This is a genomic window from Bacillus smithii (assembly GCF_001050115.1).
Taxonomy (GTDB): domain Bacteria; phylum Bacillota; class Bacilli; order Bacillales; family DSM-4216; genus Bacillus_O; species Bacillus_O smithii.
Genome location: NZ_CP012024.1, coordinates 252,817 through 279,090 on the forward strand (window position 1 = coordinate 252,817; position 26,274 = coordinate 279,090).

Genomic DNA, 26,274 nt, shown 5'->3' on the forward strand with positions numbered 1-26,274 from the left:
AATATTTTTATGAGATCTCTATAAAATGGGGTACTTATGTCATAGCTTGGATTTAAATAAACTTGTTAGTTTAATAGTAGTAAGTCTTTAGAATAATAAAAAAGGGGTTTTAAGAATTGAAACACAAAATAATTTCAGAAGTACCTAGTATTGTTTGGTCTTCAGAGCTGGCTACCTCTAGACTAGATGCGACATATTACAGTGCTAATTTCATATATAATGAAAACAAACTTTCTAAAGTGACAACCAAAAGTTTAAAAGAACTATTACTAAAAGGAAATTATGGAATATTACCAGACAGCGAAGATTATTTAGAAAATAAGAATAGTGGAAACGGAATATATCTTATTAGAGGGACAGATTTAAGAGATAATTTTATAGAAATTGATTCATTAGTAAAGGTACCGGCTAGTTACTTAACTGAAAAGGCTAAGGTAGAAGATGAAGATGTCTTATTACTAATAAAAGGTGTAACTTTAGATAAAGAGTGGTCCGTATCAATAGTCAGTGGCTTAGATAAACCGGCGATTTTCAATGGTAGTATTTTTAGATGTAAATTCAATAACGAAGTTGACCCATATTTTATGACTATATATATGAGTACAGATTATTTTTTGAAACAAAAAAGAAGGGCTATTTCTAATACTGGAATTTATTACAATGACTTGGACATTATTCATTCTTTTAAAGTTGTTTGTCCTGCTCCTGAGATTCAAAGTTATATAGGTAACAAAGTCAGAAAAGCGGAAGAGTTACGGGAAGAAGCGAAGAGGTTGAAAGAAGAGGCTGAAAAATTGTTCAACGTTTATATAGATTTAAAAAATAATAATTCCAAATTTAAAGGTTTTAAAATACTAAATAAAAGCCCATTTGCAGTATTAGTCTCTGCGGAAAATATAAATGAAAGATTAACTTCAAATTCATACAATGAACAATACTTATCAATCAATTCCCTAAAGTACGAAAAAGGATATTTATTTACCCAATTACAAGATATTGCGGAAATAAGTGCGATGATAGGGTGGAAAAATTTAACAACAAAAGATTATGTTAAAGATAATGGTGTTTATTTGTTAAGGGTGCAAGATATAAAAGATGGGTATATAAATATTTCTGAAGATACAGTTCAAGTTTCTAAGGAAAAAGTCGACGAACAGCCACAAATTCAGTTAAAAGTAGGAGATATTGTTTTTTCAAAAGATGGTTCGTTAGGATTTGCAGCAGTAGTGTCGGATAATATGTATAACATTCCAATATGCGCTGGTTCAACATTAGCACGTATAAGATTAAAAAAAGATATAAATCCTTATTACTTAAAATTGGTACTTAATTCAGAATTAATCAAGGCTCAGATTTCCTACTTTCTTTCTGGAATTGCACAACCTCATATAAACCAAGAATATATCAAACAACTTGAGATACCTTTACTAAAAAAAGATATTGAATTAGAAATCGGACAGAAGGTACAGAAATATGAAATTAACATACTGAAAAGTAAAAAACTTATTCAGGAAGCCAAACAAGACGTCGAATACTTAATCGAAGGCAAGTTTGATGAATCGAAAATCTCTGAAGGAGTGTAAGGACACTCCTTCTTTTCTAGGAGGTGAATAGGGTGGATTTGAAAAAGTTACATAGTCACTTAGAGAAGTTATATCACTATGGTGAGACCGTTTATGTGGCGGAGCTTGAGCCGTTTGTTGCGAAAGGTCTCTTATATGTAAGTAGGAAGAAGGCAGTGATTACGAACAATTGGATTGCGTTTGTGAAGCGTTTTCCGAATCAAACTGATTTTCTTCATACATTGTTTTGTTTTGATGAGGATTATCAACAATATTTATTAAAAACGTCGTTGTTAACGGTATTAAAAATGCGTGAGGCTGAGGATATTGATGGAATTGTTGATTTCGTTCATAAAATGCCAAAGTTTCCAGGGGAAATCATAAAAATATTAGATGAGTTGAAACATGGTGAGCGGTACGAAACGAAAGCTTTAGAGCAGCATGTAAAGGAAGTCGAACCTCTTTTTCGTGAGCACAATCATTTGATTTTTAACGGGGCACCGTATTATCAGCGCATTATTTACTATCTAGCCCATATTCAGCAGTATCAACAAGAAGAGGTTGAACAAGACGAACCGCTCGGTACAAAAATTGATGAACAATGGGCAAAAGGGCGAAAAATAGCTGCTAACTTGCAGTTACTACCGTTAAAAGATGAACCGCTTGCTGTATTAGCCCCGCATGAGCCAAATATCTCATTAAAGAATCCGTTATTCAAACATATTTTCACGCACCCTTGGAACTTATTTATTTTCCTTTGCTGCGTTGTTCGCGAGCAGACGGAGGCGCAAGGGATGACGACAATTCGGTTTCATGCGGTGAACGACGAAGTTGACGTTATTTTAATGTCGTCAAAAAACCAAGAATATCGTTACGGAACGATCAATGATTTCGTTTTAGAGTTTTGTAAAGTGAGCAACTATCAACTATTCCCAAACGAAATCGCTCGTTTAGAAACAATATTCCATCTTTTGCATGATCGCGGTTTTTTAACGATTGTCGATGAAGAATATCGCATTCCGAGCCATATTGAAGATGAGTTATACAATACAAGTTTGTTTATTTCGCTGATGGCAGGAAGCAAACAGCTCCGCCAGCGGATCGAACAGTGGATTGATGAATTGAGGGACAGAGGATGAAGCAAATCAAACTATCGATTGAGCGATTTTGGATTGAGCCGGGAAATTTTGAGAGATGGTGTGAGTTGTTATCGCGCATTCCCGAAAAAACCGAAGCGCGCTCAATTAAGGAAATAGCAAAATTATACTTAGGAAAAGATGTGGAAGAAAAAGATAAAAAGCTAGACCGTTCCAAAGAATTATTTGGGCTACATGGTTATGAATACGCAAAACATTCGCGGAATTTTGAAATTAAAGGTGTCCATTTCCTAGCACGAACAGATGATGGATGTTTGATTCGTACAAAGGAAGCAAATGAACTTGTAGCTGCGTACGAACAACAACACGGATGGGAATTGTTGCTTGCAAAACAACTATTGCGATATTCGCCAAGAACACGAGTCATCATGCATTTATTGTTGAATGATGGTTTATTTGAAACAAACGCTCACTCGCTCGAACAGCTAAGCAAGTGGACATTGCGATTTGCCGATGCTCTGTATCATCCGTTTTCAAGCAATCCAGATCTTAATGATATGAACTTTCTTCTTCATGCTTTTAAAAATGAAGCATTAGGGAAAGATTGGCGTGACATTCTTGCTCAAGAAGAAATTGAATTAGATGAAGATTGGATGTTTGTTGGCTCAAGCGGTAAAGAGCCGGCAAAAACAAATATTTCTTCGTTTATGCGCGCGCCGATGCAATTATTTGCTTATTTAGATTGGTTTATCGAAACTGATGTCGGAATCATCATTTTAAATAAAGAAAAGATGTTGGAGCATATCGATTCACATTTTTTATTTTCATTTACGAACGTTCAGAGTATATCAGAAATCGAATGGTTAAAGAAAAAAGTGAACGAAGAGCAGGATGATCGCGGTTTTGTTGCGATTGAACCGTTACTTCGTATGCTGATGGAGCGTTTTTATCCAACATGGGAACAAGGGCTTGCGCGCTTTGTCGATTATTATATGACAAAAGGTATTCGTGAAGGTTTGTTTTATATTGCTGATTATGAATCAGGCCAGCCGAGACATGGAAGGGGTTATTTAGGTAAACGAGAATACCAATTATTAAAACTTGAATTTCAACGATAAAGGGGTTGAAAAGATGAGTAAATCTGTCTGGTTAAAAGATGGGGTTTCCACATTTCCGGTTCAACAGCCAATGGTCGGTCAGCGTGAATTTTATGATGCGTTTAAAGAGTATTTACAAGATTTAAAGTCAGCACCAATGGCGCGAGTTTTTACATTGATTGCTAAATGGGGAATTGGTAAATCGCGTATTGCTTATGAATTAGTGAGCGAAGCGCTTGGAATTGATAAAGGATGGACGATTCGTGACCAATCAGGTCAACTGCAAAAAGTCCGGTTATTAAAGCCGGATTTCGCTGACGGCATTTTACCTATTTATATCCGCTATGAGCAAATGCATGAGGATCTTCTTTATGGGGAAAACTGGGTCGGTTATGGAGCGTATGTAGCGTTAGCAAAATTAGCGGAACAACAACCTGCCCGCACGATTCAAGGTTCGATTGTGAAACATATTCAAGATCATTTTCTTCCGCTTGGTTTTTCACGGGCAAAATTGGCAGAGGCAATTGAGTTAGGACAACATGAAACCGATGATTTACTGCAGCAGCTTGATCAGCTTGACCAGCTTGTCCAAAATGGTTTAGCTTACCTAAAACAGTTTGGTATTGAGCATTTAATGGTTATTGTCGATGAAGTGGAATCGGAATACGAATTATTTATGGATGGGATTCAAGAACAAAGTGAAGAGCGGAAAAAGAAACTAGACGGTGATGCGATTAAAGTGATCACATCAGCGATTAAACATGAAGATAGCCGCACTCGCCATCCAAATGTTTCTTTCTTGCTACTTTGTTCTCCGGCAATTGGCGATCAAATTAAAGCGCTCGAGGCGCTTGCTCGTCGTTTAGATAAATTAGAAATCAATCAAAACTCCTATGCAGATATTAGCGATTATATCGCATCGTTACAACAAAGTGGGAAATTGCGTGAATATCCTGCTGGGCTTGTTGAAGCAGCTTACACGATTGCCGCCGGAAACTTCGGTTGGCTAAATGTAATTATGGCTCATTGTGATCAATATCTTGAGCAGCACTCAGACAAGGAAACAGGTGAAATTTTACAAGACTTAGCTTATTCAGTGCCGCGTTTTAAAGAAAGTTTAATCGATCATTCACAGCTAGATTACATTGATACAAAGCCGGTGCATATTCCGTTTGTGAAAAAAGCGTTATTGCGGCAGCTACCATATCCGAAAGATAGCTACAGTGCCGAAGAACAGCAGATTTTATTATCTGCAAAACATATTGAAGGCATCCCGTTATTTAGAGAGTTTGCCGCTTTGCCGCTTGCGAAAAATGATTTAGGTTTTTATCTTGTGCAAAACAAATATAAAGCTGAATCCGATCATTTATTCGTAAATGAAACGACAGGTGAATCATTTAGTTTAGATGTCCTCTTGCGCAGTCTTGAAACATTCTCAATTAATGCACCTAAAGGTTCTTTTATTGTCGGAAAAGAACGGGAAACGTTTTTAGCCCAAGTACGCATGCTTTATCCGAAAGACGAAGTCGTTGAAGCGGCGGAGCTTTTATATACGTATCTTGAGCAACGAATGAAAACAGAGCAATTCGAAACATATATTGGTCCAAACTTTGCGTTCCTTGAGCGGTTAAATCGCCGCTATGCCGTCAAAACCGGGATTGCGAACTATTTATTAAACGAAGAAAAAGATCAACAGCTTCAACAACATTTAACCGAGTTGGCGAAACAATATGATAAAGATGGAGAAATTCAACGTCTTCTTCTTGGTTTTGCAAGAGCCATTGAGCAAGACTATCCAGACGTGCAAACAATTCAAGTAAAAGGAAATAAATGTGGGCTCCGTATAAAAGTAACGAATCATCTATATTTAGGGGTTCATCCGAAAAAAATTGTCGACATTATTTGGGCTAGCAAACTAGCTTCCTTGCACGATCTTGTTGACAGCAAATTACTAGATAGCGGAAATCACCCGATTATCATTTTGGCACCGACCGCTGATGCGGAAACAGAAATCGATGATATAAAACGAAAGTATGAGCGGCTCGGACGTTGCTTGCTCTTTTTCCAAGTGACGAATTTGCAGAAGAAGGTATTAGAAGCGTTATCGGTTGAGCGTGAGATGATGGATATCCGCAAGTCAGCCCATCAATTAGCGCAGCCATTCCGCGCAAAAATTCGTACGATTACAGATGAAATTACAAGAATCGCACGAACTTGGTTTGAACGAATCGATAAAGAAGGATATATATTGCGCCCAATTGTTTTTACAAAATCAGAAGAAGACTATCTTCCGGTATTAGCGGAAGGATATGCGAAAATGATTATTCACGATGCAACAATTGCCGAACTAGGGGCAAAGCAAGGCGTAAAATTTATAGACAGCGAAGATTTTACTCACTTTCAACATGCTTTAAAAGCGACGAAAGTTCCAGCTAAATTAGATAAGGACGGTTATCGAGGTACGGGCTTATTTATTCAAAATCACGAAAATGATCAATATGAAGTGCAAATTCCAAGTACGTTTGCCTCTTTAATGTCGTTTATTGGCCATCGTCGTGTAACATATAAAGAAATTGAAGATGCGTTTTTCTTTAGCTCTGTGGATGCCATTAAACCGCCAAAAATCGTTGAGCAATGGATAACGTTTATGCAAGCGCTAAAAGTCGTGAGAACCATCAACAATACTCATGTGGAAAATGTTACTTCATATACGTTGGAAGCGAAAAGAGATAAAATTGAACAGTGGTATGAAAAAGAATACGATCAACTCGTTGATCAGTTCAAGGAAACGTTTAAAGGACCTCGACTCGATTTGCTGAAGGGATATAAAAGACACGGAAGCTTAAGAAAAATTAACGAAGCTTTGCATAATATCGATTTAAAGCTATTGCAAGTTCATACAAACAACCACCTTATTATTTGGAAAGAGCAATTAAGTTATTTACAGCAATTCCATGATGAGTGCAACTTCATTTTTGATGAAGAAAAATGGAATACACTTCAACCAAACGAGCGAAACTTTGAGAATCTCACATTAGATGGAAAAGATATGCCGATTTGGAAAAAGATAAAAATTGTACAACAATTTCATGATTATGTGTCAACGATTCAAAAGGACATTCTTGCAAAAATTCAAGAAAAAGTAGAGGAAATGAAAAACACAAACGAGTATAAAGGTTATTATATACCAATTTCACCGTTTACGTATGTACTTGAATTATATAAAAACGAAATTGAAAATGCGATGAATCATGTAAAATCTTCGCAACTGCGAACAATGATATCAAATGAAGAAACGTTGGCACATCATCTGTCTCTAGGAAATTATAAAGAAGCAATTGATCGGTTAAATATCATTATCTCACAAATCGGCTTAAAGAAAGTGGAGCATACAAAGGTAGATCGGAAAGAGAGAAGCGGTATTATCGGCCGTTATTATGATTTAAAAGATAAATTTGTACAAATGGTAGACCTTTTTGTAGAATCAAAACCGAAAGTCGAGAAATGGATTGCTTATTATGAAAATAGTGATGCCGATGTGAAACGTGAGGTAGGGATTGTTGAGCTTTCCACACTATTTGACAAGTTAACCGTATTTTTAGAATCTGGTTTCGAAGAAGAGGTTGACGATATTTGTATCGCAAAGAAAGAAAATGCGATGACACTTATTGATGAAACGGAAAAGTTGTTGCAAGAACGAAAAAACGATATGACGGATTTAATTGCCCAAGTAACAAAAGTGGAAAATACAACAAAGAAAAAGCGAAATCAATATTTCGATGAGTTATTAATTGATGCGGTGAACCGCCTGTTCCGTCTGCAGCATCAACCGCTATATCAAGCAGACTTAAGTGCACCGATTCAAGAAGCGACTTATAAAGAAACAATAGATAAAGTACAGATGGAAATGAAACAATTAGAAACATATGCCCATCAGTTTTTTGAGGAACATGCCAAATTTGTGCAATTTGAGTTTTATAAAGAAGTGGTTGACCGCAAAGGAGAGTTAGACTGGACTAATTACCAAAAAGAAAAAGAAGAGCTTGAGCAAATCGGATTGATTCGGACAAAAGTGGAGGTTCTCTAATAATGTCGAGTTTGCAAATTTTAAAACCATTCGCAAGACGGACAGAGTATAAAATGTTGCGCGAATGGTTTGATGTGGAAGAGGAAGATGTCGGAGAGTTACGGTCAGGTATTTGTGTGATTCCAGCTATCATTCTTTTAAAAATGTCAGAAAGCGATCGTTCGTGCCTTATTCAATGGACAAAAGAGTGGGGAAACCAACTAATGGTTTTCCCACCATATCTTAATTTGGATATTTCATCTTTATTGCAGCTGAATCACTCGTTTTCCATTAAAGAAATGAATGAATGCATGTATGAAGGAGTTCCGGTTCGTGAAGAAATCGTGACTAACTTAACTCCAGAAATCCAATTACCGACAAAACAAACGGTTGCCGTTGACTTTTATTACGACACAAGCAGCGGCTGCATTACAATCACGACATTGCCGCTTCTTGATTACCGGTTGCTTGAGCAACGTGAAATATGTCAACGTCTATTTCAATCGTTAATGCACATCAATGAAAGAGATACAAAAGATGAAATGAGCGAAGAAAAACAAGTGATGTTTAAGCCCGTTCATCACTATTTACTTCTTCTCTCAGCAGCCGACGTCATAGAACGAAAACAGATCGTTCCATTAATTCAAAAGTTTTTCTATTTAGAAGTACGCGAAAATGATGTGAAAAGTGCTTTTGCTGAGCTCGAAAATTTACATTATATTCATTCAGACGGAACCATCACTGAGAAAGGGCAACAGTATATTATGGAAAATGGTTATCGTGCATTTGTAAGAGAAATCATAAAGCGGAGGAACGACGATGGAGAATGGTAAAACGAAACGGGATACCGCGATTGCCAATAGTTTAGTAGCGAAAATCCAGTTAGGGTTGCCAAGTACGGTTACGAAATTAAGCGCGAAAATGCGTTTTATTGATCATATTGCTCCGAAACTTCGCAACAGTGGTGTCATTCGTCCCGTTGAAAAAAAATCGCCACTAACGATTCGGGTATCGGGGGTTGCAACAGCAAGTAAAACAATACCGGCATTTGGCGGTATTTTATATAGTGCTGGTGCCGTTCGTCAAGATTTATACATAGAGGAAGGCTCTGTGTACGAAACATTTCAAGATAGCCTCGTTGACATTGATGAAGCGGATGATATCGATGTTACTAAAAAAATAAAATTTATTCATATTACGCAAATGTATGATTTGCTAGAAGAAATGGTGCAAGAATCCACTCCGCCGCAAATGGTAATCGTTGATACACCATTATTGTTAGAACGTTCCGATGCACCGTTAGAATCACATGAACAGTTATTGAAAGATTATGAGCAATGTAAAAAACGAATAGAACAATTTTGGTCTATGTATCAAGATAAAATGTACCCGTTTAATCCTCATGGAATTCAATTAGTCTCTATTAGTACGAAACGGTTTGGTTCAATCTTTTATGGGCTAGCAGCTGTAGAACGAGAAAAATATATCATTGATACGGTTCATTTTTCTAAATTACAAGATATTGAGGAGTCTTTTTATAAGATTAAAAAAGTAGGTGTAAAAAAATTACTCCACGGTATTTTAACGCGTCGAACGAGAACGGCAGCTTATCAATATGATATTTTAACTTCGGACAATCGCCTAGAACCGGTAAAAGTAAGAGAGCTTGGGCTGATCAACTTTCATTTACGAGCTGGGATGAGAACAATGCCTTTACTTGCGGAAATGATAGGGAGCAACAAAGATTGGGATTCAAAGGCCATTGATGAATTAGCCTCCTATATTGTTTCACTTTTTACAGTGGATCAGCCAAAAGCACTTCCACTGCCGCTTTGGTATGCTGAGTATACTTTAAAGCCGATTCGAAATGGTGCCATTCTTCATTATTTTAAAACACAGGCACGCGAAATGATTAAAAAGGAAGAAGTAGAAAATGTTTGGACCGAGGAAGTAGACTTTTTCGGGGAGGATGAATAATGAGTCAAGAAAAATATATCGGTAAACTGATAGGGAATACCGGAAATCCGAATGATTTAAAAATGGTGCTTCAAGATAGCTTTTCCGCACGCCGTGGAGAGTTTGTGAAAATCTTACATCAAGAACGTCCAGATGAACAACCGACATATGTTCTTGGGAGAATTACCTCTATTTCTCGCAGCAATATTTTATATAACAGCGATCTTGGAGATGGGTTGAATTCGATCGAATTATTACCCGGGACACAAATGACTGGAGAGACCTTATTTGCTTCCATTGACCTTGTCGGTTACAAGGAGCCAGCCACAGGACAAATTCGCATTCCGCGTCGACCTTTAGATCCGGGAAGTAAAGTATATGGTGTTGATTATGAATTTCTTTCTAAGTTTTATCAATTTGATGAAAATAAAAGCATTGCGATTGGCAACTTAATCGGTTATGAACGTGGGGAAAATATTGTTCCTGTTTACTTGGATGTCAATAAATTAGTGACAGAACATTTAGCCGTTTTAGCGATGACGGGCTCAGGAAAATCTTATACGGTCGGCCGTATCATCGAACGACTAGTGGCGCAAATGAATGGAACGGTTGTTGTGTTTGATACACACGGTGAGTATGGAAAGGCATTTGAAAAAGGGGATATCCATTTTAACACGAATCTAGATTATATTGAAGACGAAAAAGATCGGGAAAGCATTTTATTTATTCAAGAACGTTTTCGTACTTTACAAGCGGCAGGAGGCGGTATTCATGTGTATACGCCGCAAATGGAAGAGTTTGATTACAAATACGCTGGAAAGAATAAACATCTTGCGTTGCAATTTGATCGTTTTGAAATGGACGATTTCGAAGAGATTTTACCAGGCTTAACAGAACCACAACAACGAGTACTCGATGTAGCGATTCGTTATTGGAAATATAAATATCCACATCCGCCTCGCGATATTAAAGATTTACGTGAGTTGCTTTCAGGCGATTTAGAAGAATTGCGGAGTTGGGATGAAATAACCGAGGCAGAAGCAAGAGCTTTAAGTGGTAGAAGTGCTGCGGTAGCTTCGATGAAATTAAATCGCGTCATTAACGAAGCGCGAAGCTTTTACACAAAAGCGATAGGTGAACCGACGGATATTTATAAATTAATTGGTGAAATGAACGAAAAATATGGGCGATTAATTATTATTGATTTGCAAGGATTGTCAGACGATGCAAAGCAAATTGTCACGGCGCTTGTATCCAGTGAAATTATGCGCGCAGCGGCAGATAAACAACGTCCGATCCGTCCTTGTTTCCTTGTATATGAAGAAGGTCATAACTACGCTCCAGCAGGTGCACCAACGATTTCAAAAAAAATTATTAAAAAAATTGCTGCGGAAGGTCGTAAATTCGGGGTAGGTTTTGCTATCGTTTCACAACGTCCTTCTAAATTGGATGCAGATGTCACATCGCAATGCAACACGATTATTACTATGCGTCTAAAAAATCCAGATGATCAACGTTTTATTACGAAAACCTCCGATATGTTGACGAAAGCCGATATTGATGAACTTCCATCTTTATCTACAGGAGAAGCGTTAATAACGGGACGTTCGATTCCAGCTCCACTATTAGTGAAAGTTGGAACAAAAGCGTTAGTTCATGGTGGTCAATCGCCGGAAGTTGTCAAAGAATGGGGCGTATTCGGTGGATAAAGAACGATTAAAGGCAAAGATAATTGAAGAATTTAAGACTGGAAAAATTCGCAATTCACTTTTTCCGATGCTTTCCATTCATGGGATTCGAGATTATTCCGAAACTGTTCATTCAGCAGGACTGAATTATATAACGGAAATAGGAAAACATATTGAAGGAGTAACAGCATTATCTGAATGCCCTGTTTATCCAATTAACCAACAATATGGTCATAGCATCACACGAGAAGTTCGACCAGATTCTGTATGGTATCGTCAACAAGACATAAAGCCCATTCTTGTTTCAGAGTTTGAACGATTTGAAAATTCAAAGGGCAAAAATGATAAATTAAGAGAGAAGATAGAAAATTTATTATTAGCATATCATCAACTTGGTAGCGATTTACCATTGATTCTTTTTATCTACTGGTCTTACAGTGGGGCTATTCCGAAAAGTATTGATAAATACATTAATATTTTTGATAAAGGGTTCACGTTGCCAAACGGTCGCTTTATTCCAGGGATTAATTCGTTTGTAACCGACTATCTAGTTTTTCAAGCAGTAGCAAGCGGAACGAAGAAAAATCTCACCATAAATGAATGGATTCAAGTGAGGTAACAATCATGGTCCGTAAGCGTTATTCTATTCAACCAAAAAAGGATATGAATATCGGGGATAAATATATTTTGCAAGAAATGATAGGGGAAGGGTCATATGGATATGTATGGAAAGCCCTTCGATGTGAAGATGAAGAAATCGTTGCATTAAAAATCCCGAAAAGCCAAGAGCGTGGTGATGCAGCATTAACAGAAGGAGAACGTCTTATTGGCGTTTCCCATGAAAATATTATCAATATTTATTGGATGGGAAGAGTAGACGGTTACTTTATCATTGAGATGGAATTGTTTAATGGAAAACCGCTCTCACAAGAGTTAAATGAAGAGAGAATCAGTCATCTACGCACATTTCAAAAAATGTTTGATATTTTTGATCAAGTACTAAATGGTGTTGAATTTATGCACTCCCTACGCATAGCGCATGGAGATATCAAACCTGACAATATTTTAATAAATGAAACGACTGTAAAATTAACGGACTTTGGAACGAGTCGATTGATTGACGATATTTTCGTAAAAACAGTCGATGGTGCGGGAACATTTGCTTATATTGCCCCTGAAGTTCTCCATTCGCAAAAACGATATTTAAATTCTGATATTTATTCCTTGGGGGTTTTGTTATATCAATTATTAACAGGAAAGACCCCACATGACACATATTTTAACGTGATTCACAATGTCCCTTTTCCAAAACCAAGAGAATTGAACGAAAGTATTACTCCTTCGATGGAAAAGTTAATCATGAAGGCGTTAGAGAGAAATCCGGAAATACGATTTCAGTCGGTTACTGAATTTCGCACAAAATTTAACGAAGCGGTAGAAGAACATTTCAAACAACAGCAAGTTAAAAAGTTTATTCCTCGTGCATCATTAGCAAGCAGACGAGATCCATTGGAATTAGCAATATTGAATTGTAAACTAAAAAAATTTACATTGGCGGAAAAAATTTTAAAGACGGAAATTACGAATGGAAATACGATGCCAGAAATCTTATTGCAATTGGCATATGTATACTATAAAAAAGGACGACTATTTGAAGCATTGCGGAAAATTGAAAATATTGAAGGGGTAACAATTGAGGAAACACGCCAAGAAAGTTTTGATTCAGCTGTAAAAAATCTTAAAGCAAGAATTTTCTTAGCAATGAAAAAGTACGAGGAAGCGTTGCGTCTATATGAAGAATTGTATCAAAATGAACCAGGAAATTTAGATTATCGTTATAAATTAGCGTTATGTTATGGAGTGTGTGGACGGGAAGAAAAAAGCATTCAAATATTAGAACAGATCAATCAAGAAACCCCGGGCATTTGGACTGTCGTGAAAAAACTTGGTCAAGCGTACGATCAAAAAAGAGACTACGAACGGGCAAGAGGCTATTTTAAATATGCCTTAAAACTAAGGCCAGATGATGAGTACGTAAAACAGAAGTTAGCCCTTTATGAATATTATTTGTAAAAAAATGATATAGTTGAAATGAATTATAATAAGAGGTGAGTAAATTTCGATCAGTGGTAAGATTGTTCACTTAAGAAGTATGAGTGTTGATGGCAATTAAGAAATGTAGTGTTTGGCAATTAAGAGTTTGCATAAACTAGTGCATATTCACCGCTTTACATGGAGTGGCGGGTCTGATAGGCTAATCTGCCTAGCAAAGCCATACGGACCGCCCCTTTGCGATGAATTATACCCGCAGAGGCTCCATGTCAAGCGACTTTGCTTATGAAACTTTATACAGGAAGATGAATATAATTATTTGCCATTTCATGCATTTTTTAATTGCCAAAAACAGTATGAGAAATGACCACTACTTTAAAATAAGAAATTCCCAAAGAAGCGATTAACTTAACTGAGAGTCTCCTTTTTGTGAAAGAGATAATCGATGATGTGATGAACACATTTCTTTAATTGACCAGTGGAAAATAAAGAATATCAGTGAGCATTATGTTCAACAAGAACAGATTCAAGAAGTATTGGTATCTTTATCAAAAGTCGTGGATACGAATCAGGATCATCCAACAAAATCCGAACTCGAACTTAGAGTTCGGATTTTTCAATCTGTAAAAGGCAATCTGACGATGAAAGTAGTGCCTTTGCCTGGTTGGCTTTCTGCTTTTATTGTGCCGCCATGGGCTAATACGAATTCTTTGGCGATAGCGAGCCCCAATCCCATACCGCCCTTGTTGCGTGTGCGCGCTTCATCTGTACGGTAAAACCGATTGAAAAGAAAAGGGAGTTGTTCAGGTTCAATGCCAATACCAGTATCAGAAATGGCAACGCAAAGAACATGACTCTCTTTGTTCTCTGTCGTTTCCTCATCAACTGTAATGGTGATAGAACCACCCGAGGGCGTATAGCGGACGGCATTGACAACCAAGTTGAGAAAAACTTGTGTCATTCGATTCGGATCCACAAGAACTGTGGCTGCATCGCTAAAACAATTCAGTGTAATGTGAATTCCTTTCTTTTCACAGTCGGGAGTGACGCGATCAATGACCCGCTGTAGAAGTGCAGGAATATTGGTTGGTTTACGTTCGAGCGGCAGCTTTTTCGCTTCAGCAAGCGTTAACTGGTGAAGATCATCAACGAGACGAGTTAAACGAATTAGTTCATCTTGTAGAGGAAGCAAGCTTTCGGGTTTGATGGAATAACCACTTTGCTGGATGAAATCCAGTTTACCTCGAATGATCGTTAACGGTGTCCGCAATTCATGGGCGACATCCGCCACCAGATTTTTTCGAACTTCTTCGGCTCGTAGCAATTGCTTAGACATTCCGTTGAAGGCTTCGGCAATTTTTCCGTACTCATCGTTCGTTACGACAGGTATTTGATATCCGAATTCGCCTTTTCCTAAACGATCGATAGCAGGAATCAGTAAACGAAGCGGTGCGGTTAGCCGCTTCGACAACCAATAGGCGACCAGGAGGGAGAGCAGCACGAATATAATGGCACCCGCAATCAATAGAAACGTCACTGAACTGCTTACACCAAGGCGCAATTTCGCAATATTGCCGACTTCTTGGTCGTAATAATATAAATAAGCAATCGTTTTTCCATCTAATTGTACGTTTTGTCGAATGCCTAAATTCGTTATAAATCCATAGCTAGCGTTTCCGGCCTTATACAGTTGTTTGTGTTTTAGGGACAATAATACAAAACTTGCCTTTTCATGGCTGTTCCAGTCTGTTTTATTGATATTCACTTGCCGGATGCCGTTCCAAGAATCCCCATGTTTTTGATAGTAATTCAAAAATAGGGTGGATAATCCTTTCATTTCTTTGGTTCTGTCTACATTCAACATATTTTCAAGCATTCCTCTGACAACAAATTGAGTTACAAAGGAAAATAACAACCCCATCGCTATGATAAAGGAGGCCATCGCGACAAATAGTTTGCGGCCAACAGTCATGTCCCATCACCAAATCTGTAGCCGAAACCATAGACGGTTTGAATGTAGACAGGATGAGATGGATCGTCTTCGATTTTTTTGCGGAGACGGCTAATATGGGCGTCTACTGTCCGTTCGTCATTCAAAATATCATCTTCCAATGCTGCTTGTAATAGCTGCAGTCGGCTGTAAACGATATTGGGCTTAGCGGCCAGTGTGAGAAGAAGTTTAAACTCCGTTGGGGTAAGCGAAATTTCTTTTCCTCGTTTCCATACGCGGCATTGCGTTTCCGAAATGGTTAATTCTCCGCGTTGCATCATTTCCTCATCGTATTCTTTCTCTTCAATTCGTCGAAGTACAGAGCGAATCCGCGCAGCCAATTCTCTCAATGAAAAAGGTTTTGTCATATAGTCATCGGCTCCGACTTCCAATCCGACGATTTTGTCGGCTTCGTCCGTTCGAGCGGTTACCATAATAATGCCCATGCGACTTTTTTGACGAAGTTTACGACATACTTCTATGCCGCTCATTTCTGGAAGCATCCAGTCCAGTATGGCTAGAGATGGCCTATGTTCCTCGGCTTTCTTTAATGCTTCTTTTCCGGTTTTGGCGGTGATGATTCGAAACCCTTCCTGACGCAAAAATGATTCCATAAATTCGAGCACTTTTTCTTCATCATCGACCAACAGCAATGTATGTGTCATACATCTTTTCCTTTCTTATCATCTTCTTACTCATTATACCCTCTTGTTTTGGTAATTTTAAAAAATTCATCCAATCCGTAATAGATCTTCAAAAGTTTGCAACATTGTCTTGGTAGGATAAGAACGTCAACACTCCAAAGAATATGGGTGGGAAAGAAGGGGGATAGAAAAAAACACTAAAATCCGATTCGTCAATATGGCAAAGAAATCAGTTTCGTCAGCATTATGGTCATTTCCCAATGAGAGAATATTGGGGAACACCCAGAAATTATTCAAATAGGCAATCTTTTTGAATGGATATGAAATTCCCTTTCAAGCAGTTAGCCAAGGCCTATGGATGGAGGAGCGCCATCGCTTAGGTCCTTGCAGTCTGTTATAGGCGTAGTGAAAAGATGAGATATTATGAAAATATTTTGTGTTGGAGCTGCGTTTTTCGTCAAAATGGAAGAAAGGATGGTTCGAATGAATAAAACGATTTTAGTGACGGTGGTCTTACTTGCAGGATTATTTGTAGGATTGGTGTTTGCTGTAGCCATTACAGATAGTGTTTACCAAATGTTTGGGGTTTCATTTGGCACGCTTATTTTTCTGCTGCCAGTTGTTGGTGCGGGAACCGCTCTTATACTGTTTTTGCGTAAACAGACTCAATAAATGAGCACTTGCTACGGCACAAACGAGGATCTATTCGACATGGACGATGCCTTCAAGATAGATTATAAGGGGTAATAAAAGGTTTGTATTGGTATAAATTTATCCCCCTAACCATCACGATGACGGAAGGGGGATAGAATACTATGTTTTCTTTCTTAAGTTTATACTCTATTATTTTGCTGGCAAAGTGTCTTAATAATGCTGGACACGAAAAGTGTTGCCAATTGTCTTGTTGAAAAATGATAGATCTAAAACATCTGTTGTAACATTCATGAAGAGAATATCGGCTTTGTTGCCCCAGAATACAACCTTATTTTCCTTCATTGATTTTAACTGGTTGTGCTCTGAAATTGGTGGATAGTTGATCATTCGTCATAAACATTACAAATAATAATGTCAGCAGCGCTGGAATAAGACTCCACACAAAGGTATGGGCAATGGAAGATGACAACGCTGATGTGATTTTATCAAGCACTGGTTCGGGAATGTGGGAGCGCGTGTCCGGCGATAGTATCGCTCTTGGATCTTTGAAATTCAAGTTTTGTGGTGCTTGCGGCATTCCGCTGAATGTGTCCGTTAAATTATGTTTAAAAATATTTCTTTGAATGATTCCAAACACCGTGACCCCGATCGTCATTCCAAGCGAACGCAAAAAGGAATTGGTTGAACTGGCCGCCCCACGATCTTTATGCTGAAAATGGTGGATAGCCGCCATACCTAAAACGGAAAAAGAAGCGCCTACTCCTAATCCGGTTATAATCATATACAAGGTAATCATAAGGCGAGAAGTATGGACTGTTATTGTGCTTAATAGAAACATGCCGATAATGAAAATCGATGTAAAGATGATCATGACGTTTCGATAACTCATTTTATTGGCTAAAAAACCGCCTAATTGAGCGGATACCGTCGTCGCCAACATCATCGGCAGTAAAACCAGCCCTGAATTCGTTGCTGAACCGCCGATCACTCCTTGGATAAAAATTGGAATGTACACGGTGGCAACTATATAGGTAGCCCCGGAAAAGAACCCTACAAGATTGCTTGCTGCAAACAAACGTTTTCTAAACATATGATAGGAAATAATGGGTTCTTTTGCCTTTGTCTCCACATAAAGAAACAGCAAAAATAAAACAGCGAAAGCGGAAAATAAACCGATGATGACTTTGGAGCTCCATTCAAATTGGTTTCCGCCCAGTTCAAGAGCAAACATTAGGCAAATGATCGCGGGAACGAGTGTAACGACTCCCCACCAATCAATTTTTTGCTTCGCATGAACAGGCGATTCGCGATAAAAAAAGGTAACGAAAAAGAACGATAGAAGACCAATAGGGATGTTAATATAAAATACCCAGCGCCAATCGAAGTAATCCGTGATATAGGCGCCAAGCAATGGTCCGAATATGCTCGACAAACCAAATACCGCTCCAAAAAAACCTCCCATTTTTCCGCGTTTTTCAGGCGGAAAAAGATCAAACATAATGGCAAAGGCAATAGGAACTAACGCACCGCCGCCAATTCCTTGAATCGCTCGAAAAAGGCTGAGCTGAACAATGTTTTGGGCAACGCCGCATAACATCGAACCGGTTAAAAACACGATTAGCCCAAAAATGAAAAACCGTTTTCGGCCATACATATCCGAAAGTTTTCCAAAAATCGGCATCCCAGCCATCTCGGCCACCATATAAGCGGATGTTACCCAAACAAATTTGTCCAGTCCTCCAAGATCCGCTACAATGGTCGCCATAGCCGTTGCCACAATGGTGTTATCGATTGCCGCAACGAAAATTCCTAATAATAAACCTGCCACAACCCACGCTATGTTCGTTTCTTTCTTTTTCACCGAAAGCCACCTCCCCTTAAATGGAACGATTCGATTCTATACTTTTTTACTATCTATTACAATCGCTTTTTCATCTTGTTGAAAGCTGGTTTGATATTCTACCAGTTCAATCTCACAACCTGGACCAATCGTTACTTCTTTTCCTCTGACAACTTTTGCTTTCGTGTATTCTAAATAAATGTCATCTCCTTCAATGCTTTCTGCAACGAGCTTGGCGGAATCATGTCTAAATCGTTTTAGAAAATTGATGACATTAAATGCTTTGCTTTTGGTGACGCGAATGACTTCTCCGCCAATTTCTTCAATACGGCTATCCTCAAAATGAAGATAGAGAGATACTTTTTCTGCATTTAACGTTCTGCCAATGGCGACGGCTCCTTTTAAGGAAATAGAATCCGCTTCACAATCGTTTTCAATCTTCAATTCGCCATAACCATGAATATGTCCTCCGACTAAACGTTCTTTTATATGAACGGCTCCACGAAGGTTTAAATCTTTCAACGTGACATGACCTTCTATATCGGCTTCTCCAAAAATCTTGATGGATTCTGCCTCTACATTTCCCTTCATATTTGCCTGACCGAAAATGTCAATCGTTTTTGCCTTGACGAACCCGTTCGCATCGGCGGTTCCAAACACTTTCCATTGAACGCAATGCAAGTCTCCATTAATGGTGCCTTCTCCGCGAATTTTTACTTTGTTGAAAGTTCCTCCAGAAGTAATACCAGTACCGGTCACCGTTAAATGACGCAGCGTATCATTTTCCACTGTCGGTCTCCCTCCTCTATAATTTTTTGCTGGTTTTGACTTTTGATCTTTTATCGCATTGAAAATGATTTTTATATTCCACAAATTCTATGTCGCATCCGGGGCCAAGTAACACTCGGTTTCCTCTCACTACTTTGGCTTTTGTATTCTCCAAATAAATCTCGTCTCCTTCAATGCTTTCAGCGTTTAATACAGCATTGAAAAACCACTTTTTAAAAAATATCCTTTTTTGTTTTTTCACTTCAATGTTTTCGCCGCCAATTTCTTTTGCCTGACAATGTCCTAACAACTGAATTTGAATTTTTCCCGCATTTAACAATCCACCGACACGGAAACTCCCGTTTGTTTCAAATACTTCTGATGCACAATCACCTGAGATCGTCGCTCCGCCGTGAATACGCAACTCTTCCGCTGTTACGTTTCCTTTCACTTTTCCGCTTCCGTTAAAACGAACTTCTTTGCACTCCACATCTCCGACAATGCTAGCTTTGCCCTGGATTTTTATCTTCTCTGAGTGCAGCGCTCCGTGCATATTCGCTGTCCCGGCAACATAGGTTGTTTCTGATTTCACATTGCCATAAATTTTGGCATTTCCTTGAATGTTCAATTCGATACAATCAAGATCGCCTTGCAATTCACCATTTCCGGAAATTTTTACTAGGTTGTAATTTCCGCCGGAAGCATTTCCGAAACCTGCGATCACTAAATCCTGTCTTTCCACCCGTTATCCCTCCAATATTTTCATTTTTAATTCCTCCATGCAGCTTGATAAATGAAGACGGGCCACTACTTTTACATCCTCTTCAAAATACACGTCGTTTCCGCTCGCCACTAACATACAGGTGGATATTCCCATTTTGCGTATCAAAATCAATTCAAAACTACGACCTTGAAATTTTGGGTAATAGGCATCTAATACATTTAAGATGGTTTTACCCTCTTCCAAACTGATATCTCCGGATTGGAGAAGCTTTTCCAGCGCATAGAGTTGAAACAGTTGAACAAATGAAAATGTTTCATGTTCTCCTTTTTGTTCTTTATAAAAACGCAATGTCATTAACGAAATAATGTTTCGATTAAGAAGTTCGTCTTTTTTGAGTGTGATGTCTGCGGGGTTAGGAGAAAACATACTCGCCAATTCATCCAATGATAAATCGTCTTTCATATTTTTAATGTTTTCTATTCTTGTTAATATTTTTTCTTTCGGAAAAAACGTTTCTTGTCCGGTAAAAGTCGATTTTCGAATGAACCATTCTTCAGGAATTAACTTTTTTCGTTTCCAACGATACAGCTGTCCGTAAGAAATTCCGGTTAATTCGAGCAACTCTTTTTTAGAAATCAGTTCTTGTTCCACCGCTTGGCACCTCCTTCACACGAAAAAGTGTAACATAACAATGTTACGTTGTAAATAAAAGATACAAAGAGCTACGAAATGAGCCAAGAAGTCTCTATCTGATACAAAGTACATCCGAAAAATATCGGGTATTTCTCAATGAGTTATAGTGAGTCTGGACATGCTATAATGTTTGTAAAAACTTAACGGGAAATATATTTGATCATGTTAGGAATTCAATGATAGTGGTTAAGAAACTTGTGACTAAGCCACCAAATATAGGATTGGTTGATAGTGCGTTGTCTTCTGATTTTAGTCAAATTAAGGTATTGGATTAAAAATAAAGAAAGAGGATTTCGCTCATGAGTCTGATTGATGTTAGTCGGTGGGAAAAGGATGATGAAAAACAAGCTTCAGGAACTAGGCAGAAGTTTTGGTTGATTAATCCGATGAACAGACGTACTTATTTGTTTAAAATACCTAAGGAGAGTACAGGAGAAGCTTGGGTAGAGGTAATTGCGTCGAAAATTGGACAAAAAATAGGTTTAAAAACAATGAAAGCTGATTTAGCGATTTATAACGGTGTATTAGGTGTTTTATCGGAAAACTTCATCCGTGATGGGGAAGAGTTTTATGAAGGCGGTGATTTATTTTTTGCCATTGCGGAGGATTTTGATAGATATAGTTTAAAATATTATGATTTTCCGAATATAATAAAAGTATTATATGAATTTAGCCTCGAAAGAGATTTTATACAAATTCCAGTATTCGATGCGTTCATTGCTAATCAAGATCGACATTGCGATAATTGGGGACTCATTGTTGATCAATCAAATTATCAGCTTGCTCCTATATACGATAATGGGGCATCATTAGGAGATCAATTAAGGGAAGAGCGTATTTTGAAAATGTTTCGAGATCAAAGAATGTTTGAAGCTTTCACAAACCGAAGTTACTCTTTAATTGGATTACCACACAAAAAGAAGCCGAAGTATAGAGAATTGTTAACTTTTATTAACGAATTATTCCCGTGCGAAATGAAAGAAATGATTGAACGAATGAGTCAAATAAATAAAAACGAAATATCTGATATTTTAAGTTCGATTTCAGACAAGGTAATGAATAGAGTTTATAAAGAATGGGTATTACAATTATTAAAATACCGGAAAGAATGGCTAATGAATTGGTATACGGAGGTGAAATAATGTTTCGTCCTTTTGTGCTTTGGCTCATTTGGCAAAATGAATGTACTCGACAACGTTATCATATCGGGAATTTAGTACACAATGAAGATAAATATGTTTTTTATTATAATAAGATTAGACGAAGAAGAGGGTTATTAGAAGCGATAGAGAACGGATATCAACCGCATCTGGCATTTCGAGATATTGATAAAACATATATTTCTGATAAGTTATTCGGTCCTTTTGCACGTCGTTTGCCGGATCATCGGCGACCAGATTTCCAGGAAATTCTACGAACACACGGTTTGTCCAACGATTATACGGAAATGGATTTATTGAGAGTTACCGGCGGAAGGCTTGCAACTGATTCATATGAGTTTGTTGCCCCTATTTATGTATACGGAAATTACTTTGACTTTAATTTTTACATCGCTGGATGGAAATATTATGAAGGAGAACAGATCGTTGGACAACTGAAAATCGGAGAAAAGGTACAGTTTCAACTAGAGCCAGATAATGTACATGATTCAAAAGCAGTAATTGTATTAACTAGTGAAGGGCGGAAATTGGGTTATATCCCAGCCTTTTATAGTGAATTTATGTTTCAACTTATTAAGAAACGTGGTGATTTTGAGGCAAAAATTCACTCCATTCAGTTAGAAGCACTTCCGCAATTAAAAGTGAATGTAAGCGTCTGTGGAATTCTTCCCCCTTTTCTTAGAAATATAAATTTGGATATAGTCCATGATATACCGTTGGAAACGGTATAAAGCAATAAATGGTGAACCGTCCCTATTACGTGGGGTAGTTGTTTTTGAAAAAAATAAATTTCGGTCTATGTCAATTGCTGGGGGACACTTATCGAAGTGCCCCCTTTTTGTCTGTCACTAGATGGATGAATAGAGAGCTTTATTTCTAAAATTTCGACTGCCGTATGACATTCGTTTGATAATGAAGAAGAAAAATTATCTATAGAAGTGTTTGAGGATGATTATGAACGATATCATGAATATGTTTTATGAGTGTAAAAAGTATTTCATCTTTGGAAAAGGGTAAAGAAAAAAGAGCATCAGAAAAAAAGCTGTTGTGAACCGGCGCATTCCAATTTGTGACAGTATCCTTCGGACCATACTCTGAAACGGAAGGACAAAATACAAACTTATTTAAAACTGTTATACATTTTTGGAATGATGCGTATGCAATTGGCGCTTTCACTAAATAAAAGGCAGCCATTTCAAGATGGCTGCTTATTCTTGTATTATACTGTAGATTTTGTTCACTTTTTCCCGAAACGGCTCTACATGAACAAATCGCACTTCCCGAAGTACTTCTTTCCCATCTACAAATAACAACAAAACGGGGGCGGTGAAAATGGTAAAACGCCCTGCAACTTCCGGAACGTGATCGGCATTGACAAGAGCCAGTTGAATATTGGGGAAATCAGCCATGACATTTTGAATTTTTGGCAATAAATCATGGCACACACTACAATGATCTCTGGATATATATAAAAACGCTAACTCGTGACGGTCAACAAAATCATCGACTTCTTTGACAGAAAATAGTTCTTTCATGATATTCAAAAGTAGATCTCCTTCCGTAAAGGGATAAAACCATAAGGTATAGTGATTATAACACGGCACATCACATCAACAGATCGTTGGTGCTCAAAGTGTGTCAAGATGATACCGATGAAACGTTGGAGTTGGTAAGGCAACAGAGCTGTCTAGTCTTTTGATACAATTCGTAATGAAATCATTTCATTATTTAGAGGTGACGGTATTGAAACATTTACAGCAAAAAATTATTGAATTTCGCGATGCTCGGAATTGGAGTCAGTTTCATAATCCAAAGGATTTAGCGATTTCATTGAGTTTAGAAGCGGGGGAGTTGCTGGAGAATTTTCAATGGAAAAGCAGCGAGGAAGCCGTAGAAGTGAACTTTGAAAACATCAAAGACGAAATAGCCGATGTAGTCATTTATGCACTGTTGCTTTCGCATGAATTAGAAATTGATTTAGAGGAAGCCATTGAAGAAAAAATAAAGAAAAACGAACAAAAATATCCCATTGAAAAATCTTTTGGATCAAAAAAGAAATATACTGAATTGAAGTAGTGTAGAATGATTGCCTTTTAATCACTTTTAGGAATAAAGATCAGCCATAAGGAGAAACAGAGGACCACCCATTTAGCTGGTGGTCTTTTATGGTAAATTTAAAAGCTGCCCCCCTAATTATAGGGAGCAGAGGCAGCAATGGTCGATTTTGCCGCCATCTGCCTAAAAATCAAAAATGAGTTTCAGGCCGTGTATAAAGTGTGGATCGATGAACGTATAATCTATCATATCGTGAACTTATTCTGTTAAACTAAGCTTCTTGTTATACACTTTAAAATAAACCCATAATGCGTTGACCAATAACAATGCACCTGTAATAAGAAAGACATATCTGATACCCAAATAGGCTGCCACTTGCCCGCCCAATATCGAACCGCCAAATACGCCTAAATACCCTGCTGACATGCTAAAACCAAAAATTCTGCCTGTAAGAGAATCTGGTGTTATTTTCTTAACAAGGGCATTAACAGAAGGAACCAACCCTGCCGTTGCTAATCCTAATAAAAAGCGAAGCGCCATGAACTGCCAAGGGTTTTTGACAAAGTCTTGTGGTATAAAAAGCAGTCCTGACATTACAAGTGCAACTAATATCACTTTCTGAGCTCCTATTTGGTCAGAAATTTTCCCTAGTCTTGGAGCGGCAATGATATTTGCCAGACCTGAAGCCGAGAAAGTGATTCCGGCTAACAGAGCAACGTGGCTGGTATTTTGGGATAACTGGGTGACATACACGGTTATGATTGGTTCAACAGAATATAATGCTAGATATATGACAAAAAAAGTCACAAGCATGATAATAGTCAGGCTTTTTTTAGGAATAGTATTCCATATTTCCTTTGTACTTAGCGTCTTTTTATTTGCACGAGTAAAAGATTCCTTTACAAATAAAGCAGATGTCATAAAGGCAATCAACAGCAGTGCACCTGTTATAAAAAATACATTTCGCATGCCGAAGTGATCCTCAATAAAGCCACCAATCGTTGGTCCAAGCAAAGAACCTGCTATACTTGCTGTTGCAAGGGTACCCAAAGCCCATCCTGCGTGCTCTTTATCTGTTTGAGTAGCGATCAAAGTCGTACAGGCAGTACTATAACCTGTGATAATGCCCTGCAACACTCTTAATCCAATCAGTTCATATACATTCTGCGCAAAACCCATGCAGAATACAACTACCGCCATACCAAGGCTTGCTCGCAAAAGCATGGGTTTTCGTCCGAATTTGTCAGCAGCATGGCCCCAAATAGGTGAGAAAACAGATGAAATGATATAGGTAACACCAAAAGCAACCCCTGAAAATTGATCGATTAGAGTTGTATTATGAACTCCGAGATTTTTTATGTAGAGAGGTAAAACAGGGGCAATTTGACTCATCCCTATACTGGTTACAAACATTCCAAACCAACAAACGATTAAATTCCTTTTCCAAATCGGCATGAATATAAGCCTTCCTTTTGCTATACTTGCTCTTTTTCATTGCTAGCGAATCAATCATGAATAATGATCATTGAACCATGCTTGTATTTTTTCGTCAGGGCCCGCGGACGCGGGTGCTATATTTTTAATCCAAGGTACCAATCCAATCGTCGACAGTCAGCACCTCTGCCTGACGAGGGAACACTTTCTCCATGAGAACACGGTGAACTTCAGGATCATGATCAAGACATGCATCTGAAAGCACCGTAAGCGCAAAGTCTTTATCCGCTGCTTCCCGCAATGTCGATAGAACGACTCCACTTGTGGCAATACCGCTGAGAATCAGCGTGTCGATTTGGCGGGATCGTAGTATGACTTCAAGGTCGCTGCCGGCAAACGCGCTAACGCGAAGCTTTGTCACAACGGGCTCGTCTGGTCGGGGCTGCACCGATTCATGAATTTGCGTTGATGCGTCTGAGACGGTCATGCCACCAAGTCCAGCAATGGCTGAGAACGACTTATTCCGTGGGCTGATCTCGGGATAGCCTTCGCGAAATGCGACTCGCACAAAAATAACTGGGATGTTGTGCTGTCGTGCAGCTTCCACGGCTTTTTGGAACGGGAGCAGCACTTTCTCATTTTCGGCGAAATGCGATACGATGCCGTTTTGCACATCCATGACCAACAGAGCAGTTTTATTGTGATGATTCTGCATATATTGTACACTCCTATTCATTATGTTAATATTAAACGGAGAATTCTCCACTTAATATTAATCGGAGAGTTCTCCGCTT

Annotated in this window: 22 protein-coding genes; 13 read left to right on the forward strand and 9 right to left on the reverse strand. The window is 38.2% G+C overall.

What is annotated here, in order from left to right:
- Window positions 1-116 precede the first annotated feature (116 nt).
- The 9 genes from BSM4216_RS01260 to BSM4216_RS01300 are packed head-to-tail and all read left to right on the forward strand — an operon-like array spanning window position 117 to window position 13,539.
- Window positions 117-1,583 (forward strand): restriction endonuclease subunit S, encoded by a 1,467-nt coding sequence (locus tag BSM4216_RS01260; RefSeq protein WP_048622447.1) that lies wholly within the window; start codon window positions 117-119, stop codon window positions 1,581-1,583.
- Between the two features lie 32 nt (window positions 1,584-1,615).
- Window positions 1,616-2,701 carry a hypothetical protein gene (locus BSM4216_RS01265; RefSeq protein WP_048622448.1) on the forward strand — a complete coding sequence of 362 codons (1,086 nt, stop codon included), beginning with the start codon at window positions 1,616-1,618 and terminating at the stop codon, window positions 2,699-2,701.
- Window positions 2,698-3,777, forward strand: coding sequence for a hypothetical protein (locus BSM4216_RS01270; RefSeq protein WP_048622449.1), 1,080 nt, complete (start codon window positions 2,698-2,700; stop codon window positions 3,775-3,777). Before BSM4216_RS01265 ends, BSM4216_RS01270 begins: the two co-directional genes overlap by 4 nt.
- A gap of 13 nt (window positions 3,778-3,790) precedes the next feature.
- Entirely contained in the window at window positions 3,791-7,843 is a 4,053-nt protein-coding gene (locus tag BSM4216_RS01275; protein WP_048622450.1) for a hypothetical protein, read from the forward strand.
- A gap of 2 nt (window positions 7,844-7,845) precedes the next feature.
- Window positions 7,846-8,655: a hypothetical protein gene (locus BSM4216_RS01280; protein WP_048622451.1), complete on the forward strand. Its 810-nt coding sequence runs from the start codon at window positions 7,846-7,848 to the stop codon at window positions 8,653-8,655.
- Window positions 8,642-9,799: a hypothetical protein gene (locus BSM4216_RS01285; protein ID WP_048622452.1), complete on the forward strand. Its 1,158-nt coding sequence runs from the start codon at window positions 8,642-8,644 to the stop codon at window positions 9,797-9,799. Before BSM4216_RS01280 ends, BSM4216_RS01285 begins: the two co-directional genes overlap by 14 nt.
- On the forward strand, window positions 9,799-11,487 hold the full coding sequence (locus tag BSM4216_RS01290; protein ID WP_048622453.1) for a helicase HerA domain-containing protein: 1,689 nt from the start codon (window positions 9,799-9,801) through the stop codon (window positions 11,485-11,487). The genes BSM4216_RS01285 and BSM4216_RS01290 overlap by 1 nt, the downstream gene beginning before the upstream one ends.
- Window positions 11,480-12,085, forward strand: a complete 606-nt coding sequence (locus tag BSM4216_RS01295; RefSeq protein WP_048622454.1) for a hypothetical protein — start codon at window positions 11,480-11,482, stop codon at window positions 12,083-12,085. Before BSM4216_RS01290 ends, BSM4216_RS01295 begins: the two co-directional genes overlap by 8 nt.
- Before the next feature lie 5 nt (window positions 12,086-12,090).
- On the forward strand, window positions 12,091-13,539 hold the full coding sequence (locus tag BSM4216_RS01300) for a serine/threonine-protein kinase (RefSeq protein ID WP_048622455.1): 1,449 nt from the start codon (window positions 12,091-12,093) through the stop codon (window positions 13,537-13,539).
- A 595-nt stretch (window positions 13,540-14,134) separates the two neighbouring features.
- On the opposite strand, the gene BSM4216_RS01305 is transcribed toward BSM4216_RS01300, so the two are convergent.
- Window positions 14,135-15,490 carry a sensor histidine kinase gene (locus tag BSM4216_RS01305; RefSeq protein ID WP_048622456.1) on the reverse strand — a complete coding sequence of 452 codons (1,356 nt, stop codon included), beginning with the start codon at window positions 15,488-15,490 and terminating at the stop codon, window positions 14,135-14,137.
- Window positions 15,487-16,173: a response regulator gene (locus BSM4216_RS01310; protein WP_048622457.1), complete on the reverse strand. Its 687-nt coding sequence runs from the start codon at window positions 16,171-16,173 to the stop codon at window positions 15,487-15,489. Before BSM4216_RS01310 ends, BSM4216_RS01305 begins: the two co-directional genes overlap by 4 nt.
- A 402-nt stretch (window positions 16,174-16,575) precedes the next feature.
- On the opposite strand from BSM4216_RS01310, the gene BSM4216_RS01315 reads away from it, so the two are divergent.
- Window positions 16,576-16,824 (forward strand): hypothetical protein, encoded by a 249-nt coding sequence (locus BSM4216_RS01315; protein ID WP_244878027.1) that lies wholly within the window; start codon window positions 16,576-16,578, stop codon window positions 16,822-16,824.
- Between the two features lie 310 nt (window positions 16,825-17,134).
- Here the strand turns inward: BSM4216_RS01315 and BSM4216_RS01320 are convergent, their stop codons facing one another.
- From BSM4216_RS01320 to BSM4216_RS01335, 4 genes are read right to left on the reverse strand one after another with little or no spacing between them, the layout of a single operon-like run.
- Window positions 17,135-18,667 carry an MDR family MFS transporter gene (locus BSM4216_RS01320; RefSeq protein ID WP_048622458.1) on the reverse strand — a complete coding sequence of 511 codons (1,533 nt, stop codon included), beginning with the start codon at window positions 18,665-18,667 and terminating at the stop codon, window positions 17,135-17,137.
- A 36-nt stretch (window positions 18,668-18,703) separates the two neighbouring features.
- On the reverse strand, window positions 18,704-19,435 hold the full coding sequence (locus tag BSM4216_RS01325) for a polymer-forming cytoskeletal protein (protein WP_048622459.1): 732 nt from the start codon (window positions 19,433-19,435) through the stop codon (window positions 18,704-18,706).
- A gap of 16 nt (window positions 19,436-19,451) precedes the next feature.
- Window positions 19,452-20,156 (reverse strand): polymer-forming cytoskeletal protein, encoded by a 705-nt coding sequence (locus BSM4216_RS01330; protein ID WP_048622460.1) that lies wholly within the window; start codon window positions 20,154-20,156, stop codon window positions 19,452-19,454.
- Window positions 20,157-20,159: 3 nt separating this feature from the next.
- Entirely contained in the window at window positions 20,160-20,789 is a 630-nt protein-coding gene (locus tag BSM4216_RS01335) for a YhbD family protein (RefSeq protein WP_048622461.1), read from the reverse strand.
- A gap of 341 nt (window positions 20,790-21,130) precedes the next feature.
- Here BSM4216_RS01335 and BSM4216_RS01340 point away from each other — a divergent pair, with 341 nt between their 5' ends.
- Window positions 21,131-21,973 (forward strand): HipA domain-containing protein, encoded by an 843-nt coding sequence (locus BSM4216_RS01340; protein WP_048622462.1) that lies wholly within the window; start codon window positions 21,131-21,133, stop codon window positions 21,971-21,973.
- The gene (locus BSM4216_RS01345; RefSeq protein WP_048622463.1) at window positions 21,973-22,722 is read left to right on the forward strand and encodes an HIRAN domain-containing protein; all 750 of its coding nucleotides are present in this window, start codon (window positions 21,973-21,975) and stop codon (window positions 22,720-22,722) included. Before BSM4216_RS01340 ends, BSM4216_RS01345 begins: the two co-directional genes overlap by 1 nt.
- Window positions 22,723-23,199: 477 nt before the next feature.
- Here BSM4216_RS01345 and BSM4216_RS01355 read toward each other — a convergent pair whose 3' ends face one another.
- Window positions 23,200-23,526, reverse strand: coding sequence for a thioredoxin family protein (locus BSM4216_RS01355; RefSeq protein WP_048624350.1), 327 nt, complete (start codon window positions 23,524-23,526; stop codon window positions 23,200-23,202).
- Window positions 23,527-23,701: 175 nt separating this feature from the next.
- Here BSM4216_RS01355 and BSM4216_RS01360 point away from each other — a divergent pair, with 175 nt between their 5' ends.
- The gene (locus BSM4216_RS01360; RefSeq protein WP_218016358.1) at window positions 23,702-24,067 is read left to right on the forward strand and encodes a nucleotide pyrophosphohydrolase; all 366 of its coding nucleotides are present in this window, start codon (window positions 23,702-23,704) and stop codon (window positions 24,065-24,067) included.
- A 237-nt stretch (window positions 24,068-24,304) separates the two neighbouring features.
- Here the strand turns inward: BSM4216_RS01360 and BSM4216_RS01365 are convergent, their stop codons facing one another.
- A complete protein-coding gene (locus BSM4216_RS01365; RefSeq protein WP_048622466.1) occupies window positions 24,305-25,501 on the reverse strand; it encodes a multidrug efflux MFS transporter in 1,197 nt (398 codons plus the stop codon).
- A 124-nt stretch (window positions 25,502-25,625) separates the two neighbouring features.
- Window positions 25,626-26,195, reverse strand: a complete 570-nt coding sequence (locus BSM4216_RS01370; RefSeq protein WP_048622467.1) for a cysteine hydrolase family protein — start codon at window positions 26,193-26,195, stop codon at window positions 25,626-25,628.
- Between the last annotated feature and the right edge of the window lie 79 nt (window positions 26,196-26,274).

What these genes read in the sequence shown, in the direction of transcription:
- BSM4216_RS01270 (WP_048622449.1), top strand. Translation starts at nt 2,698, where the DNA reads ATGAAGCAAATCAAACTATCGATTGAGCGATTTTGGATTGAGCCGGGA.
- BSM4216_RS01275 (WP_048622450.1), top strand. Translation starts at nt 3,791, where the DNA reads ATGAGTAAATCTGTCTGGTTAAAAGATGGGGTTTCCACATTTCCGGTT.
- BSM4216_RS01280 (WP_048622451.1), top strand. Translation starts at nt 7,846, where the DNA reads ATGTCGAGTTTGCAAATTTTAAAACCATTCGCAAGACGGACAGAGTAT.
- BSM4216_RS01285 (WP_048622452.1), top strand. Translation starts at nt 8,642, where the DNA reads ATGGAGAATGGTAAAACGAAACGGGATACCGCGATTGCCAATAGTTTA.
- BSM4216_RS01290 (WP_048622453.1), top strand. Translation starts at nt 9,799, where the DNA reads ATGAGTCAAGAAAAATATATCGGTAAACTGATAGGGAATACCGGAAAT.
- BSM4216_RS01300 (WP_048622455.1), top strand. Translation starts at nt 12,091, where the DNA reads ATGGTCCGTAAGCGTTATTCTATTCAACCAAAAAAGGATATGAATATC.
- BSM4216_RS01305 (WP_048622456.1), bottom strand. Translation starts at nt 15,490, where the DNA reads ATGACTGTTGGCCGCAAACTATTTGTCGCGATGGCCTCCTTTATCATA.
- BSM4216_RS01310 (WP_048622457.1), bottom strand. Translation starts at nt 16,173, where the DNA reads ATGACACATACATTGCTGTTGGTCGATGATGAAGAAAAAGTGCTCGAA.
- BSM4216_RS01315 (WP_244878027.1), top strand. Translation starts at nt 16,576, where the DNA reads ATGAAAATATTTTGTGTTGGAGCTGCGTTTTTCGTCAAAATGGAAGAA.
- BSM4216_RS01340 (WP_048622462.1), top strand. Translation starts at nt 21,131, where the DNA reads ATGAGTCTGATTGATGTTAGTCGGTGGGAAAAGGATGATGAAAAACAA.
- BSM4216_RS01345 (WP_048622463.1), top strand. Translation starts at nt 21,973, where the DNA reads ATGTTTCGTCCTTTTGTGCTTTGGCTCATTTGGCAAAATGAATGTACT.
- BSM4216_RS01355 (WP_048624350.1), bottom strand. Translation starts at nt 23,526, where the DNA reads ATGAAAGAACTATTTTCTGTCAAAGAAGTCGATGATTTTGTTGACCGT.
- BSM4216_RS01360 (WP_218016358.1), top strand. Translation starts at nt 23,702, where the DNA reads ATGAAATCATTTCATTATTTAGAGGTGACGGTATTGAAACATTTACAG.
- BSM4216_RS01365 (WP_048622466.1), bottom strand. Translation starts at nt 25,501, where the DNA reads ATGCCGATTTGGAAAAGGAATTTAATCGTTTGTTGGTTTGGAATGTTT.
- BSM4216_RS01370 (WP_048622467.1), bottom strand. Translation starts at nt 26,195, where the DNA reads ATGCAGAATCATCACAATAAAACTGCTCTGTTGGTCATGGATGTGCAA.